The organism is Paenibacillus sp. FSL R7-0026 (assembly GCF_038004485.1).
GTDB lineage: Bacteria > Bacillota > Bacilli > Paenibacillales > Paenibacillaceae > Paenibacillus > Paenibacillus xylanexedens_A.
On record NZ_JBBORG010000001.1, the window covers coordinates 6429430 to 6445792 of the forward strand.

Below are 16363 nucleotides of genomic sequence, written 5' to 3' on the forward strand. Positions count from 1 at the left end.
AAGGAGAGTCAACATAATATGAGTACCTTAGAAGAAAAAGCAGCGTTGTTCCAACAATACCATGTGAAAGGAAAACCACTTGTTCTGGTCAATGTGTGGGATGCCGGAAGCGCACAAGCCATCCAATCCGCTGGAGCAACGGCCATTGCTACAGGAAGCTGGTCCGTTGCTGCGGCCCACGGTGAACGCGATGGTGAAGCCCTGCCATTCCATCTGGTGCTTGCCAATCTCGCACGGATTACAGCGAGCGTGGATCTGCCTGTAACGATCGATATAGAGGGAGGGTATGGGAGGTCTGTGTCAGAAGTGAAGCAAAATATCCTGCAAGTCATCGATCATGGTGCTGTAGGAATCAACATTGAAGATCAACTTCCCGCTGGCTTGGGATTGTACACTGTGGAGGAGCAATGCCCGAGATTGTCCGCCGCCCGGGAAGCTGCGGAGCAGGCAGGCATACCGTTGTTCATTAACGCCCGCACAGATATTTTTCTGCAACATGCACCTGAACACCATAACCACTCTCTCCTGGAGGAAGCACTTATACGTTCGAGCCATTATGCAGATGCAGGAGCCAGTGGTCTGTTTGTACCCGGTTTGCAGGATCACCAACTGATTCAGGAATTGTGTGAGCGTTCACCGCTGCCAATTAACGTTATGGTTACGTCTCCTGAGCCTTCACCAAAACAGCTTGCCACACTGGGTGTAGCACGTGTAAGCTATGGACCATATCCCTATCTGCAAGTTATGGAACACCTAAAAGAACTGGGGAGAAACATTTTGTCGGGAAATTAACAGGAGGGCATGTTATAATCACCTCTATTGAACATTTACAGGAGGCAATTATGCTTAACGTGGAACAAAAGCTAGAAGTGCTACAATCGTATCCCCAACTGCAACGCAAAGATGTTTCTCTCGGTCGTGTTAATTTCCACTACGAGGATAGTGCGTATGATAAAAAAATTGTTGCTCTCCATATTCATCCTAACGGAAACGGTTATATCTATGCAGGGCTACTGCCTAACTATGAGACCGATGCTAAAGGATTCGTCAATATTCGTGATTACTCCGAAACAGATCTGCGCACCTTGTTAGATGAAACGATCCAAGCGATGTCTCACAATCCCAACGCAGTTGAATTTAAAGAACCAGAACAAGTAAAAGCTGCTGCTCCTGCATTGTCTACAACCTCTACGGGTGGCGGAACGTGGATCGATGAAGATGGACATACGCTGACTTTAAAATACGAAGATGACATGTGGTATGTGTATTCCGGTGATAATCTGGATATGGCTTTTGAAACGCGTAGCGAAGCTGGCGAGTATCTCAAAGACGAAGGATTCAAACCGCAGGCTCAGGCTTAAGGGATGCACCTTCATTTGGAACTGCGTATAAAGATTGTTGAATAGGTAAATTCAATGATTTAGGATGATACAAAAAACACGAGGCGTGTTCGCACTCGTGTTTTTCAGATTTACAGGAAGTTTCGCTTAGATTCCTTGCCCAGTTCCTTTATAACTGTTTCCTGTCAGTCTTTTTTGGATTTCATGGTAAGCGGTGCATTCTTCATCATCGGGTACGTAGACAGAAGTAGCGCACCACCAATACACCCCAGAACGGTAAACAATGTCATCATATTCACACTCGCAAACCACTTCATCCACTCCCCAAAATCTGCGAAGACAACGATCAGAGTGATCATTAGGCCTACCCCAAAGAACATAATGAAGAAGTTACGCATCCCCAATCGCATCCAACAAACCGTTGGGAAGACAGAGATTCCCAGTACAAGAAAGCCGCACATCAGATCGATCCATAGGTAGGATAAGAAATGATAATCGCTTGAATACAACATGCCTGGTTGATAAAGGGTTACGTTAACAATTCCTTTTTCCTGAAGCAGGTGTATGAGGAAATACGCCACATGCAGAATGACCATGGTGCCTGCAACCATCCATACCGAGTTCATATAGAAGGATTTCATGAATTGAATTCGTGTACTTCCCATACCGATCGCAACCGGAAACAGTGTAATAATTCCCCCGATTGCAAACGCACATATCCCTCCGTACATGGGACCAAACAGTTGCGTAGCATACGAGACATCAAATATGAAGCCAATGGCCAAATATACAACGGTGAGCATTAGAGCGATGGATGAAAATATGGTCAGAAACAAACGCATATCATCGCGAATCAGTCGGTTCGTACCTTTTACTGCGTTCATGGTTTAACCCCCTCTTGATTACGGGTTCTGTTAACCAAATAATCTTGTAATGTCGCTTTCTCAATGGAAAGCCCCTGTGAATGAGCGATATCCTTCCACATTTTCGAGTAGGGCTCATCAATCATCACTTTCACAGTCGATCCCATCTGGGAAGACTCTATAACTTTAACACCTGCTGTGACTCGGTTGATATCGTCAATTCCCCCTGTTAGAAGAACCCCTTTTTCACGCATCTCTTCCATCGATTGATTTAACAACACCTCTCCGGCTTGCAAAACGATAAGGGACTCACACAAAGGCTGAATCTCCTCAATATGATGGCTGGATATCAGAATCAGACGTGGGTTATCTTCATAACTTTCCAATAGCGCATTGTAGAAGAATTTACGCTTCTCAGCATCGAGTCCATTGGTAGGTTCATCCAGAATGGTTATCTTTGCATTACTGGCAAGACCCAATATAATCTGGGCAGCAGTCTTCATGCCTTTCGAAAATTTAATGATCTTTTTCTTCGCCGGTAGTTCGAACACATCGATTAAACGTTCCGCCAAATCCTGATTCCACTGCGGATGAAAATATTGTCCCATTTGAACCATATCACTAACTGTCCAGTTTTTCCCCAGGGGATGATTCTCCTGGATGTAACACAGATGCTCTTGGGCAGCCAGATTATTATAGGGGTCTTGACCCATGATCTGAACGGTTCCACTGTCCGGGCGGTCATGCCCTGCAAGTAACCTCATCAGTGTTGTTTTCCCCGCTCCATTTCTTCCCCAGATCGCACTAATGATTGGCTCACTCTCATGTAGCGTAACCTGGTTCAGAACGGGCGTCTTCTGGTAGCTGTAGTTGACCTGCTCCATATGAATCATAACTCACTCTCCTTATCCTTCTTGCCGCGAATCAGATCAATGATCATGTCTTCATTCATGTGAATCCGTCTGGCTTCTTCAAGTAAAGGCTTGATGTATTCTTCATAAAAATCTTGCTTCCGTTCAACGAGCAATGCTTCTCTTGCTCCCTTTGCAACAAACATTCCAACACCTCGCTGTTTGTATATAATCCCCTTGTCCACGAGTTCCTGCAGTCCTTTGCGGGCTGTAGCCGGATTGATATTGTAGAAGCGTGACAGTTCATTGGTTGAGGGAACCTGTTCTTCCACCTTCAATCTGCCTTCCACAATATCGTCCATAATCATCGTAGCAATCTGATGAAAAATAGGCTGAGATTCATCCAAAGTCGATTTCATGTGCTTCCAACTTTCATACGTATTCATTAGTCAGTTAGTCGGTTAGTTACTCATGTAACTAACTATAATATACAAAGACGCAAATGTAAATAGGCGAACTTAATTCATTGCCTTTCCTACCTTGGCTCTGTTGTATTGATTAATAAGACCGTCGAGGACTACGGATTGCTGGATCACTTCCGGATGAAGCAGACTGCCGTATTCCATATGCATGCGATATAACAACTGTCTGGCATCTTCGATCCGTGATATCAAATCCAGCCGATCCATAGTATCCCTCCTTTTTGTCATATTTTAGTGTATTATGCCAATCATAAGCGCATGTGAGATACGACATACTTATTCTTCCACTTTGATACACAAAAAAAGAACGCTTCTGAATTAAATCAGAAGCGTTCTTTACTTTTATTAAGTTCCAAATCCATGATCAGCGGGTCTCATAATTTCGGGGTTCGGGATTTCCTTGCCTGGGACAGGTTCCGTAACAGGAGCTACGATGAATACAACGATACTACAGGTAGCTATCAGCAAAGCCAACTTTCTCTTCATTGAGTTTCTGCACCTCACTAATTATCATTTTGTATTGCTGTTTCGCCGTCTCAGATGCAAATTCCCGGTATTGCTCAAACAGTCCGACACCTCTAAGCATACCTCGTCCACTGCTAATTTCAATAGAAAATTTTAAACTATCTAGCACAAATTCTATACCTAAATGATATTCGTCTTTCTTTAAATAATATGCACCCAAATCTGCTAAAAGTCGTAAATATCGATCATCCGTAACCTGTCTGCTCACTTTGCCAATTCGGTTACTCTGTTCCTGATAAGTGAAGTACGATTCATACTGTTTGAGAACATGATCAATATCCTTATCATAACGATTAGCCGCTGTTACAATATCACACAGCGCTGGGAATATCTCATTTTCCTTCGTCGAGATATACGCCAGGTAATCTGGTAATACCTCAAACTGTCCACCCATTAGATGATATATATATCGATTAGCTTCAGCCCATTCTTGAAACTGATTCATAACTACGATTTCATCTTTATCCGGGTTCCTCACCCAGCGATTATCCGAATATAAAGAAACATATTTAAGTGCCCCAGTGTAGTCCTTCAATTGATAACAGGCACTTCCTGCAGCTAGATCGGAGTATAGAATATAGAAAACAATTGGTCTTTTTGTCTCTTCTTGTTTCCGTCGGCCATTCATCTCATAATGGATGGACGCTTTTATTTTCAATTTTTCAGATAACTCCTGAACCTTGTCCCATCTATGCAATGCTCCAAAAGCATTAATCAGTTCGTTAAGCGCATCCAACTGGTAGCGTTCATCCAGCCGATCCACATAATATTCGAACCGAGATGCAATAATCAGATTCCGGTGCTGATCATTAGTCAGTCCCAACCGGAACAGTCGATACTGACAGAGTGCAAGCCGCTCGGAATGTTGCATTTTCTCGCTTTCAGCGATATTTTCATATAGAAGAATGGCTGGTTTGAATTTACCCGCTTGGAAGAATTCTTCAGCCACATCAAATAACAAAGGAATATAGGATAGATTATCCATCATCAGACGAATAACCTCTTCAATACAATCCAACTTGTCCAACTCGGCACAGCGATGAAGGAAGGGTCCCAGTCTTCGCCAGTCCGGGGTCGCGTGTACAAAACACTCATCTATGTATAACTCATAGAAGTAACCTTCTTCCAGTCTCATGGCGGAAGTAATACGATCCAACTGCTGCATGGCAATAGGCCGATTTTTATTCAAAATATTGCTGAGCGTACCCGAATTAATCCCTGACGTTTCCGAAAAATGACTAATGGACATCTGTTCACGCTTCAGATAACTTTCCAAGTGATCGCGTATCGTGGTTGTCGACTCCAAACGAACACCACCCTCCAAAATAAAAAACATAAACGGGATTATCGGTATGCAAAAGTAATTATATGTAATTAGAAAGTATCGGTCAATATAATATTTTCAACTAATTTGTATTAAAACCATTTTAATCCTTTTATAAAACGGACAATCCTATCTTTATTTTATATCGGAAACGCGCCTGACATCAAACCTGAAAATAGACAAAAAACACGAGCCATCTACGGGCTCGTGTTCTCAACTGACTCAGCAGTCATCATGCTCACTGTAACTTGGATTTAAGGCAGTATATTGCCTGCCGCACGGTAAATTTCATACCACTCTGGACGAGTAAGATGAACATCTCCTGCTTTTACACAGTCTTGCAGACGTTCAATATTCATCGTGCCTGTCACAGGTTGCATCTGCGCAGGGTGACGAAGCAACCATGCGATTGCAATCGTTGTATTGCTCACGTCATACTTCGCAGCAATCTCGTCAATCTTTGCATTCAATTCCGGGAACTTATCGCTACCCAGGAATACACCTTCGAAGAATCCGTACTGGAACGGAGACCACGGCTGAATGGTGATATCATGCAGACGACAGTAATCAAGAATGCTACCGTCACGGTTAACCGCGGCATCGTTCTCCATGTTCACGTTGATGCCACTGTCGATCATCGTCGTATTGGTAATACTCATCTGCAACTGGTTGGCTACCAGTGGCTGTTTCACGTATTTTTTCAACAATTCGATCTGGTTCGGATTCTGGTTCGATACCCCGAAGTGACGCACTTTACCTTCGCGCTCCAGTTGATCAAAGGCTTCAGCCACTTCCTCCGGCTCAACCAATGCATCTGGACGGTGCAGAAGCAGAACGTCAAGATATTCCGTTTTCAGACGTTGCAGGATACCATCCACCGAATTTAGGATGTGCTCTTTGGAGAAATCAAACATGCCTTTGCGAATACCGCATTTGGATTGAAGAATCATATTTTCACGAACTTGGGGATTCATCTGTACCGCTTCGGCGAAGATCTCCTCACATGTTCCTGTACCATAAATGTCGGCATGGTCAAAGAAATTCGCGCCAACCTCCATTGCAGAACGAACAAAATGTTCGGCTTCCTTACCGTCTAGTGAATTAATCCGCATGCAGCCCACTGCGACTACAGGTACTTCTAGTGCACTGCTGCCCAATTTAATCGTTCTCAAGATGTTTTCCCTCCATATTCGAATATTATCGTGTATCTTACCTTTGATTGTGACATATATCTGCAATCGGTTTCAATAGCTTTATCCTACTTTCATATGGAGAAATGATAGGTTCTTCATTCCCGCCTATAGATCCAAAAGAATAAGTTATACTTCTTCCGGTACAATGACCTCAATATGCCTTGGCAAGACACGGATATGAATCGGCAGGGCAGGACCTTCTTCCCCATCTACATTGGTGCGAATGGCTTCGTCTGAGCGAATATGAACTTCTTTGGCTGTAAAATAGTCCACGTCCTTATGGTCTTTCAGATTGCCAAAAAACAGGGAAGTACCTAGTGTGAGGCTGTTGAACACACTGATGTTACGAACAACAAAACAATGTATCAGACCATCATCCACCTCAGCATCCGGGGACAACTTCTCGAATCCCCCGACCGAATTGGTCAGCGCCGCCAGAAAAAGTGGCGATTCCCCCTCCCAGAACTGTCCGTCATATTCGATGGTTAGATGATTGGCTGGTGTATTCACCAGGTCTTTCAAGCCTTCTTTGAGATATGCGAATGATCCCAACTTCGACTTTTCTTCCGAGGATACGGAGAACAGAGCTTCTGCCAAAGAACCTGCAGCCACAACGTTGGCAAACAGGCGATCATTGATTTTCCCCAAATCCACGATATGCGTCTGATTCGAACGTAACTGCCTAATGGCTTCTTCCGGGTCAAGCGAGATATTCAGCGCACGTGCAAAATCATTCACCGTACCTAGCGGTATAACGCCTAATCGGGGACGATGATCCTGATCCATCATGCCGTTAATCGTCTCATGCAGTGTACCGTCGCCTCCGATGGAGATGACCAGATCACAGCCGTCTTTGCAGGCGCTCAGACAGTAGTTGGTGGCATCACCTTCCCCGGCCGTCTCATTAACCACCACCTCATACTGCTGTGACTCCAGAATTTCTCTGACTTGGGACACATACTGCTCGGCCTCTTCCTTACCTGACGATGGATTACTAATGATCATGGCTTGGCGCATACTCACATCTTCCCCTCCAAATTGGCATCTTTACTTCATCTTTACCCGTTTCAAGGGTGGGTTGAATAGGGTCTGCGGGAGATGTTTTATTTTTTTTGATAAACATGTCTCTGAAGAGTGCAGAGCAGGGTTTGTTTCATATAGAATAGAAGTAGTGAAATACCCATTACGAAATTCCTTGTTCCTTTTTCCCGTTGACGGGTTAATAACTATAGATGTGCTTTGAGCCGAACCTACATATGTTAAACTTTTCAATTCACACTGAACACTCCCGTGGGCAGAACAACCTTCCGGTCGCTGTTATCGTGTAAATACTATACTTATCTAACTCAATCTGTTCGGATTATTTTATAATTCTAAAAATCGGAGGGAATGCTTGCAATGAGAAGAATGACGCTACTATTTCTAGTATTCATCCTGAGTCTCGGGGCATCGGGGCAAGCCATGGCTTACGCAACTACGGACTTGGGCGAGGGAATCATTGAAGATCCCGCTTTGGAGGACGGACTGAAGTTAATCCTGAACAAACCTCTGGATGCTCCATTGACTTCAACGGATCTGGAGCAGCTTGAGGTGGTGGATCTGAGCAATGCAGGTATTCACAGCCTGTCCGGTCTCGAATATGCAACCAATCTGACTCACCTCCGATTATATGGGAATGAGATTGAGGATCTCACACCGCTGGAGCACCTAACCCAGCTTCGCGAGATAGATGTTCGCAGCAATTACATTACAACCATAGACGCACTTGCTGAATTAAAAGACTTGGGAAGGCTGTATATCAGCAACAATTCCATTTCATCCATAGAGGTTGTACGTGGGTTCAACCGATTACATACGTTCCACGCCAGCGGTAACCAGATCACTAGTCTTGCGGCCCTCTCGGATGCGGATGCACTGAAGTGGCTTGAGATCTCGAACAATACGATTAGCGATCTGACACCGCTCATGGATAAAACCCGGCTTCAACAACTCAATGTAGCAAACAACCAGATTCAGTCGCTGGAAGTACTAGCTGAACTGCCAAATACACTACGGAATCTGAATGTGGCAGGCAATCAAATCACGGATCTGACACCACTGGAGCACATGACACAGCTTCGGACACTTGATATCTCCGGTAACCAAGTACAACACCTCAAGGGGCTTGAGGGACTGACTGGGCTGAAGGAGCTGAATGCAGAATCCAATCAGATCTATGATCTGGAACCTTTACGGCAGCTTTCCAGCCTGGATGTGTTGAAATTATCCAACAACCGGGTGTGGGATCTGACACCGATCGCAGGTTTTACGTTTACCCGTGATCAGCCAGCGACAAATGTTATACAGGATATCTCGGCGTCTACCTCGTTATCCTCCGGTGTTCAGACTTCTGTCTCAGAGGTTGAGCCTGCCGGACTCACAGTGCAGAACAATTATCTGGATGTTGTGAGTGGCAGTCATACGATGCAGCTTCTGAACCGGATGAATGTGCGGGAGCAGAAACGAACGCCGCAGGGCAGCTTTCAGCGTCTGATTGAAGGGTCCACCACCGCCTATGTTGGGGATCGTGCTTATGCACTGGATGCTGCACCTTTTATCGATGAAGGCCGGACCTATGTGCCTCTGCGTTTTGTCTCGGAGCAGTTAAACGCCAGTGTGAACTGGAACAGCGGTACACGCGAAGCCGTGATCACACAGAATGACAAGACCATCCGCTGGAGCGTGGGCAACAAACAAGTTGTCGTGAATGATTCACTTGCGATAAATGATGCTCCTCTTCTAATGAAAAATGGCAAAGCATTTGTTCCAGTTCGCTTCATTTCAGAGCAATTCAATACCTCTGTTGGTTACATCGGAAGCAGCAAGACAATTCTGATTTTTGAAAATAAACAGCTTGGTGAGAGTGTGCAGCCTTAAGTTGTGTCTCACGTTCATTTTCAGTCATAAGAGAATATGAGAAATATAGCGCAAGTCCCCGTCTGAACAATCAGCGGGGATTTTTTGTGCCATGACAGTTGTGTTATGACATTGGATAATGGCATATGGACATCGCCGATCACAAGTAAATAATACAGTATAGGATCTGTCTATGCGGATACGAACTCTTGATGCTCTATCTTGGATTAGGGTAAATTTCACACGGTTTAGCACATCTTCTTTTACCGCGGCAGTTGTTATACTGAACTTAATATATATGACAACTGAGGTTCAATTGAGGAGGAAATTCACATGACACTCACGCTCACTGGTTATTCCACAACCCAGCACAACCCGTGGAGAGAGCTATCTTTTGTGCCGACTAATGAAAGCGCTAACTTAAAACTGACGGGTGAACAGCACCAACTTGTGGAAGGGTTTGGCGGATGTTTCAACGAGCTTGGTTATATGGCTCTGTCCCACTTGAATGAGGAGCAGCGCCATGAGGTATTTCACTCTCTCTTCCATCCGGAGGGTGAGCACAAGTTTAACATCTGTCGCCTGCCGATCGGCGCAAGTGATTATGCAGAACAGTGGTATAGCCACAACGAGGTGGACGGCGACGTGGCCATGGAACATTTTTCGATCAAACGTGATTTCAAATATCTGATTCCTTACATCAAGGAAGCTCTGACTTATAACCCAAACCTGCAATTCTTCGCCTCGCCATGGAGTCCGCCAACGTGGATGAAGTCGCCCAAAGCCTATAACTATGGGACACTGCGCTGGGAGAAAGATATTCTGGAGGCCTACGCCCTGTATTTTGTGAAATTTGTACAGGCCTACCGTGAAGCGGGTATTACCATCCATCAGGTGCATGTGCAGAACGAAGTGATTGCAGATCAGAAATTCCCTTCTTGCATGTGGACAGGCGAGCAGCTTCGTGAGTTTATCGCCGATTATCTGGGCCCGGCTTTTGACCAACACGGCCTGGATACGGAAATCTGGCTGGGGACAATCAACGCTCCTGACCCATGGGAGGAATTAATCAAGAAAAAAACAAATGACTTCGACGAGTATGCCGGGCTTGTCCTGAGTGATCCAAAGGCCTATTCCTATATCAAAGGTGTTGGGTATCAATGGGCAGGCAAAAATGCCATTCAACGTACCTCGGCAAGTTATCCAGAGCTGCGTTATATGCAGACCGAGAACGAATGCGGTGATGGCAACAACTCATGGAACTACGCCAAATATGTATATAACCTCTACCAGCATTACTTCAGCAACGGAGTGAACGCGTACATCTACTGGAACATGGTTCTCGAACCCAAAGGCCGCAGCACATGGGGCTGGGAGCAGAACTCCATGATCACCGTAGATCCGGACAATAAGGAGGTTACTCGGAACCCGGAGTATTATGTGATGAAACACTTCGCTCATCATATTGTTCCTGGTGCTCGAAGAGTCGGTCTATCTGGCGCGTGGAGCGGGAAATCCGTCGCTTTCCGCAACCCGGATAACAGTCTCGTTATTGTCATCAACAATCCATTCCAGGACCGTCGTGACCTGTATCTAACCCTTGAAGAAGGACAGACCCTACACATGAAGCTGGAAGCCGATTCATTCAACAGCATGGTTATCCAACCAAAATAACTAATCCAACACATCGGTAAAAACGCGGACATCAATAGCGTTGGGCTCAGGAATTCCTTGAGCCGGCGCTATTTTTTATGGGCCAGACCATGCTTATTGTCACCATGATTACTCCTGTAGAACACAAGACGAAGAGGACTTAAAGATATAACGTTCCATCTTTTATATTTACAAATCTATAAATCTAGATATAATGTAATCCAGAGAACTTACTTTCATGTCCATCATATTATAGGAGGCAAGGCAGGCTCATTTCGACATAATATATCTATTTTTCTGTATATTTAAATTCATTGGAGGTACGCTTTACATGAAATCACTACAGGTAAATCCACTGCTTATCTTGATGCTGGCACTCGGGGTATTCGGAATTATTACAACAGAAATGGGAATCGTGGGGGTACTGCCTCAGGTTGCGAATAAATTCAACATTACGGCTGCACAGGCAGGTTGGCTGGTCAGTATATTTGCGCTGGTTGTAGCCATTGCAGGCCCTTTTCTCACCTTACTGGCGTCCGGAATTAATCGCAAAATCATCCTTTTAACCGCTGTGCTGATGTTTGCCATTTCGAACGTCGTCTATGCCTACGCCACAACATTTGATACCATGCTTATCTTCCGTATCATTCCCGCGTTATTCCATCCCGTCTTCTTTTCCGTAGCCCTGGTCACCAGTGCCCAACTCGTTCCGGCAGAGAAAAGCAGTCAGGCCGTCGCCAAAGTATTCACCGGAGTTACTGCGGGCTTTGCCTTTGGCGTACCGCTGACATCGTACCTTGCTGAACACCTATCCCTCGAAATCGCCTTCCTGTTTGGAGCGATGGTCAGTGTGGTCGCTTTGATCGGCATATGGATCTGGCTACCCTCGATGCCCGTGAAGGAAAAGATGTCCTATGGTAAGCAGCTCGGTATTCTCCGCAAACCTGGATTATGGCTGAATGTTGCCGCAGTCATTTTTATATTCGCCGCCATGTTCTCCGTATACAGCTATTTCGCCGAGTATCTTGGACAGGTCACCCAAATGAGCGGATCATGGATCAGTGTCATGCTGACCGTCTTCGGTGTCGTCATGATCATCGGAAATTTGGGGTTTGGACAGTTTCTGCGTAAGAGCGTGGTCCGTACTGTTCTCATGTTCCCCCTGCTCTACATAGCAGCTTACGCACTCGTCTATTGGGCCGGTCCCCACTTCATATGGATGATTATTGTAGTTATCCTCTGGGCATCCGTCCATTCAGGAGGATTAATTGTAAGCCAAACCTGGTTAACCGCTGAAGCGCAGGACGCGCCTGAATTCGGCAACAGTTTGTATGTATCCTTCTCCAACCTCGGTATTACCTTGGGTACTGCTATCGGAGGCTGGTTCATCGCAAACCTGGGGATACATCAACTGATCTGGAGCGGAATGATCTTTGCACTGATCGCTTTTGTATTGGTTTGGACTAAAATTAAATTCTTCTCTTCACGATCCTCGGTCGCTTAAATTCCAGGACGGCCCTCATACGGATTCTAGGCTCCCTCCACGATTGATTCACCAAACAAGGAGCCAAAAGATTCGCACACTAAATAGCGCCATATTCCCATGCTTACCATGTGGGACAGGCGCTATCTGGTGTTATATAATTACCGGATTACAAGGGATGCTCAGACTCATTAATACCCGAGCTTAAGGATTGTTCGCCAGGTAATTTCTCAGCCATTGCATAGCCGGACGTTCTGTACCGTTGCTATTGACCAGATGGGAGCCGCTCACCCAGGTTTGGTTCTGGTTGTAGCCCCACAGGGTTACACCCTTAACAGCAGAGTGTTTCCACAGCACAGGGAATTTCTGCTGATAACGCTGCAATTGTGTATTATCGTCACCTGTCATATCCAGCTCGGATACATAGATTGGCAAGCCTGTCGCTGCAAGCTTGTTCAATACCGTATTCATCGTGCTCACAGAGACGTTGTCCATATTGAAGTAATGCGCCTGGATACCAATACCATCAACCAGACCTCTGTTTTTCAGAAGGTTGATAATCTGGATATATTGGTCCGCTTTAGCCGGATCACCGATAATACCATATTCATTGATCAGCAATTTGGAGTTAGGGAAGGCTTGTCTCGCCTGTTGGAATGACCAGATGACCCAGTCCCAACCCGTTGCCCCATCTCCACCAATGGCATTGCGATAGGATGGTTTCGCATGCAGAGGTTCATTCACTACATCAACGAAGGCAGACTTCGAATACCGCTGTCCTGCGGCTTTAATCCATTGTGTCACTTCAGCCTTCTGATCTGCGGCTGAGAGACTGTTAATCCAATTTGGTTGTTGATTTCCCCATACGAGCGTATGGAATTTGAACGGAAATCCGTTGTTGTTAGCATAGTTGTAGGCCATGTCCGCCTGGCCCCAATTCATTACGTTGCGTGTGCCTTCAACAGCATCCCACTTGGTAGAGTTCTCCGGAGTTACCTGATTCCAATACGGGCTAAAATTCGAAGGAACCTGGTTGGCAATAATATTGCCCAGAAATTTGCTACCTTTCGCCAGACCAGCACTCACACTACCAACCGCAACAGAAGCAGCGAGAATCCCTACCAATGCCAGTGAGCCGACTGTTTTGAACCACTTAGACTTAATCAATGATTTTCCTCCTTAGTATTCATTTTTTGTTAAGCGCTTACAAAAATCATTTTACTGGATAATTTTGGTTTTTAACACCTGTCAAATTATAGTATTTTATTGCAAAAAAAATATAATTTAGTGCTTTAGCTGAAGCTATTTATAGATTCACTCTCTTAAATCCAACATAACTCTTACATTGGAGTTTACATTCACCAGATGTTTATCTAGTATGAAATGATACATATCTTTACACACACTAGATAACAAGGGAGATTACAACATGCGCAAAATTTCAACGCAACGTTTCGCCGGATGGCCTTTATCATTCCTCTTATGTGCCTCCATTTTGTTCGCCCCTTTTGCTTCCACTCCGGTTCAGGCTGCTGAGGCAGACAAGGAGACCAAGATCACATTGCTGGGTACATCGGATATACATGGTCGGTTTATGCCGTGGGACTATGCTCTGGACGGTCCAAACCCAACCGGTAGCATGACACAGCTATACACCATTGTGAAAAAAGTCCGTGCTGAGAATCCCAATACGATTCTGCTCGATGCAGGAGACATGATTCAGGATAACTCGGCTGAGTTGTTTAATGATCAACCCCAATCTCCCATGATGGTTGCAATGAACGAGATGAAATATGACGCATGGGTCATGGGTAACCATGAGTTTAACTTTGGACTGGATGTACTGGAGAGGATCTCTTCCCAATTCAATGGACAGCCTCTCGTGGGTAACATTTTCAAAGAAAACGGCGACCGCTACATGCCTGCCTATACGATTATCGAGAAAGACGGAATCAAAGTGGGTGTTATCGGAATGAACACGCCGATGATCACCGAGTTTGAAAAAGGTACAGATCACCTGGACGGCATCATCGTCAAAGATCCTGTGGAAGAGACCAAGAAGGTCATTGCTGAGCTGAAAGGCAAAGTGGATGTCATGGTTGGACTCATGCATATGGGATTGGATAACGAGAACGGAAACCCAGGCACCGGAGTGACAGATATCGCCAACGCCAACCCGGAGCTGGCTGCCATTTTTGCCGGACACATGCATACCTTGATTGAATCCCAAACGGTTAACGGTGTATTGATCTCCGAACCGAATAAATATGGCTCACATATTTCACGAATCGATCTGACATTTGAAAAAGACGGCGACAAAGTTGTGCTGAAAAGCAAGGAAGCTCAAGCTCTCGCTGTAAAAGCAGCAGACGGAACATATGAAGTCTCCGATCCTGCGCTGGAAGAGACTTTGCACCCATTCCACGATTTCGCTCGTGCCGATGCCAATATTGAAGTGGCTGAACTGAAAGGAACGAATCTGGTCCCTGCTGATGAGATTAAGGGTATCCCTGCGGTGCAGATCCAGGAAACACCTTTGTCTGACTTTTTCACCGAAGTGATGTTGCATTACAGTGATGCCGATGTGGTCGCGCACCAGATTGATAACGACAAGGCCAAGCTGGATGTAGGCCCGATCAAGAAAAAGGATATTGCGTTCAACTACCAATACACCTTCGGTGAAGTAACTGTATATGAAGTGACCGGACGCGATCTGATGGATTATATGGAGTGGTCTGCGGGGTACTTCAACTCCACACGCCCGGGTGATGTGACCGTCAGCTTTGATCCGAAACGACGTGCTTCCAAATACAGCACCGATGATTTCTTCGGCGGCGTAACGTATGAGATTGACCTGACCAAGCCATATGGCAGTCGGATTACGAATCTTAAGTACAGCAATGGATCAGTGGTCAAAGAAGACGATACGCTGAAGCTCGGTATGAATGCCTACCGGATGGAAGCCCTGATTGCCAAAGGCGGCGCGATGGAAGGACGTAAGTTCAAGCAGCTATGGTCCTCCAAGGATGCTTCGGCATTTGGTGAGATTCAAGGTACGATTCGCAACCTGTCCATCGCCTATCTGAAAGATGTCATGAAAGGTGTCTACGAACCGAAGATTCAGCACAACTGGAAAATCACTGGCGTGGACCTGACTGCACCAGAACGTGCAGATGTGGTGGAGTTAATTAACGATGGCATTATGTCTGTGCCAACAACGGAAGATGGCAAGTACACCAACATTGCCTCCATTAACATTTTGGATGCGGTGACTCAAGAAGAGATTGATACACTATCTGCCAAAGCAGGTGTGAGTGCAGCACAATTCGCAGGCGCGAAAAACAAGGGAGCATTCTATCAACAGCTGAACAAGGCTCGCAAAGCAGTAGGTAGTGGTGAGGGAGCAACTACTCCTACACCTGAGAAGCCGACAACGCCAACAGTACCAAAACCAACACCAACTCCAGGCACGTCGAAACCTGGTAACCCATCCACACCAAGCACGGGTAAACCAGGAACTGTCACCAAAGGCAAACAAGCCAAGGTTACTGCGGCTTACCTAAACGTACGTGCTGGCGCTTCATCCAAAGCCAAGGTCGTTGCTGCGGTACCAAAGGGCACCCTGCTTGAGGTGATCAGTACAGACAAGTACGGCTGGGTAAAAGTGAAGCTGGATGGACGTGTAGCATTTGTATACGGGAAATATGTAAGTATTTTGAAATAGATACAATCGTGACGCACCACGCTTAACGAA

13 protein-coding genes and 1 pseudogene are annotated in these 16363 nt (G+C 45.5%); 6 read left to right on the top strand and 8 right to left on the bottom strand.

What is annotated here, in order from left to right; genetic code table 11:
• Positions 1–18 precede the first annotated feature (18 nt).
• Both MKY44_RS28180 and MKY44_RS28185 read left to right on the top strand, forming a co-directional pair.
• A complete protein-coding gene (locus MKY44_RS28180; RefSeq protein WP_341009601.1) occupies positions 19–792 on the top strand; it encodes an isocitrate lyase/PEP mutase family protein in 774 nt (257 codons plus the stop codon).
• 50 nt (positions 793–842) lie between these two features.
• The gene (locus tag MKY44_RS28185; RefSeq protein ID WP_341009602.1) at positions 843–1361 is read left to right on the top strand and encodes a hypothetical protein; all 519 of its coding nucleotides are present in this window, start codon (positions 843–845) and stop codon (positions 1359–1361) included.
• Positions 1362–1525: 164 nt separating this feature from the next.
• Here MKY44_RS28185 and MKY44_RS28190 read toward each other — a convergent pair whose 3' ends face one another.
• From MKY44_RS28190 to MKY44_RS28220, 7 genes are all read right to left on the bottom strand, one after another.
• Complete coding sequence (locus MKY44_RS28190) at positions 1526–2224, bottom strand: hypothetical protein (RefSeq protein WP_341009603.1); 699 nt, start codon at positions 2222–2224, stop codon at positions 1526–1528.
• Positions 2221–3096, bottom strand: a complete 876-nt coding sequence (locus MKY44_RS28195; protein WP_341009605.1) for an ABC transporter ATP-binding protein — start codon at positions 3094–3096, stop codon at positions 2221–2223. The genes MKY44_RS28190 and MKY44_RS28195 overlap by 4 nt, the downstream gene beginning before the upstream one ends.
• A complete protein-coding gene (locus MKY44_RS28200; protein ID WP_036611682.1) occupies positions 3093–3473 on the bottom strand; it encodes a GntR family transcriptional regulator in 381 nt (126 codons plus the stop codon). The genes MKY44_RS28195 and MKY44_RS28200 overlap by 4 nt, the downstream gene beginning before the upstream one ends.
• 99 nt (positions 3474–3572) lie before the next feature.
• Positions 3573–3743, bottom strand: coding sequence for an aspartyl-phosphate phosphatase Spo0E family protein (locus MKY44_RS28205; RefSeq protein ID WP_017691550.1), 171 nt, complete (start codon positions 3741–3743; stop codon positions 3573–3575).
• A gap of 241 nt (positions 3744–3984) precedes the next feature.
• A complete protein-coding gene (locus MKY44_RS28210; protein ID WP_341009606.1) occupies positions 3985–5367 on the bottom strand; it encodes a transcriptional regulator in 1383 nt (460 codons plus the stop codon).
• Positions 5368–5639: 272 nt separating this feature from the next.
• On the bottom strand, positions 5640–6557 hold the full coding sequence (locus MKY44_RS28215; RefSeq protein WP_076213731.1) for an aldo/keto reductase: 918 nt from the start codon (positions 6555–6557) through the stop codon (positions 5640–5642).
• 147 nt (positions 6558–6704) lie between these two features.
• Positions 6705–7595 (bottom strand): diacylglycerol/lipid kinase family protein, encoded by an 891-nt coding sequence (locus MKY44_RS28220; protein WP_341009966.1) that lies wholly within the window; start codon positions 7593–7595, stop codon positions 6705–6707.
• A gap of 381 nt (positions 7596–7976) precedes the next feature.
• Between MKY44_RS28220 and MKY44_RS28225 the strand changes: the two genes are divergently transcribed.
• From MKY44_RS28225 to MKY44_RS28235, 3 genes are all read left to right on the top strand, one after another.
• On the top strand, positions 7977–9494 hold the full coding sequence (locus tag MKY44_RS28225; RefSeq protein ID WP_341009607.1) for a leucine-rich repeat domain-containing protein: 1518 nt from the start codon (positions 7977–7979) through the stop codon (positions 9492–9494).
• 312 nt (positions 9495–9806) lie between these two features.
• Positions 9807–11147, top strand: coding sequence for a glycoside hydrolase family 30 protein (locus MKY44_RS28230; protein WP_341009609.1), 1341 nt, complete (start codon positions 9807–9809; stop codon positions 11145–11147).
• 310 nt (positions 11148–11457) lie between these two features.
• Entirely contained in the window at positions 11458–12630 is a 1173-nt protein-coding gene (locus tag MKY44_RS28235) for an MFS transporter (protein WP_341009611.1), read from the top strand.
• A 183-nt stretch (positions 12631–12813) separates the two neighbouring features.
• Here the strand turns inward: MKY44_RS28235 and MKY44_RS28240 are convergent, their stop codons facing one another.
• Positions 12814–13776 (bottom strand): endo-1,4-beta-xylanase, encoded by a 963-nt coding sequence (locus MKY44_RS28240; protein ID WP_341009612.1) that lies wholly within the window; start codon positions 13774–13776, stop codon positions 12814–12816.
• A gap of 385 nt (positions 13777–14161) precedes the next feature.
• Between MKY44_RS28240 and MKY44_RS28245 the strand changes: the two are divergent.
• Positions 14162–16333 (top strand): annotated as a pseudogene (locus MKY44_RS28245) (5'-nucleotidase C-terminal domain-containing protein); the annotation flags it as partial.
• Positions 16334–16363: the final 30 nt, after the last annotated feature.

Excerpts from the sequence above, each read along its gene's own strand:
- MKY44_RS28180 (WP_341009601.1), top strand. The coding sequence starts at position 19 with ATGAGTACCTTAGAAGAAAAAGCAGCGTTGTTCCAACAATACCATGTG.
- MKY44_RS28185 (WP_341009602.1), top strand. The coding sequence starts at position 843 with ATGCTTAACGTGGAACAAAAGCTAGAAGTGCTACAATCGTATCCCCAA.
- MKY44_RS28190 (WP_341009603.1), bottom strand. The coding sequence starts at position 2,224 with ATGAACGCAGTAAAAGGTACGAACCGACTGATTCGCGATGATATGCGT.
- MKY44_RS28195 (WP_341009605.1), bottom strand. The coding sequence starts at position 3,096 with ATGATTCATATGGAGCAGGTCAACTACAGCTACCAGAAGACGCCCGTT.
- MKY44_RS28200 (WP_036611682.1), bottom strand. The coding sequence starts at position 3,473 with ATGAAATCGACTTTGGATGAATCTCAGCCTATTTTTCATCAGATTGCT.
- MKY44_RS28205 (WP_017691550.1), bottom strand. The coding sequence starts at position 3,743 with ATGGATCGGCTGGATTTGATATCACGGATCGAAGATGCCAGACAGTTG.
- MKY44_RS28220 (WP_341009966.1), bottom strand. The coding sequence starts at position 7,595 with ATGCGCCAAGCCATGATCATTAGTAATCCATCGTCAGGTAAGGAAGAG.
- MKY44_RS28225 (WP_341009607.1), top strand. The coding sequence starts at position 7,977 with ATGAGAAGAATGACGCTACTATTTCTAGTATTCATCCTGAGTCTCGGG.
- MKY44_RS28230 (WP_341009609.1), top strand. The coding sequence starts at position 9,807 with ATGACACTCACGCTCACTGGTTATTCCACAACCCAGCACAACCCGTGG.
- MKY44_RS28235 (WP_341009611.1), top strand. The coding sequence starts at position 11,458 with ATGAAATCACTACAGGTAAATCCACTGCTTATCTTGATGCTGGCACTC.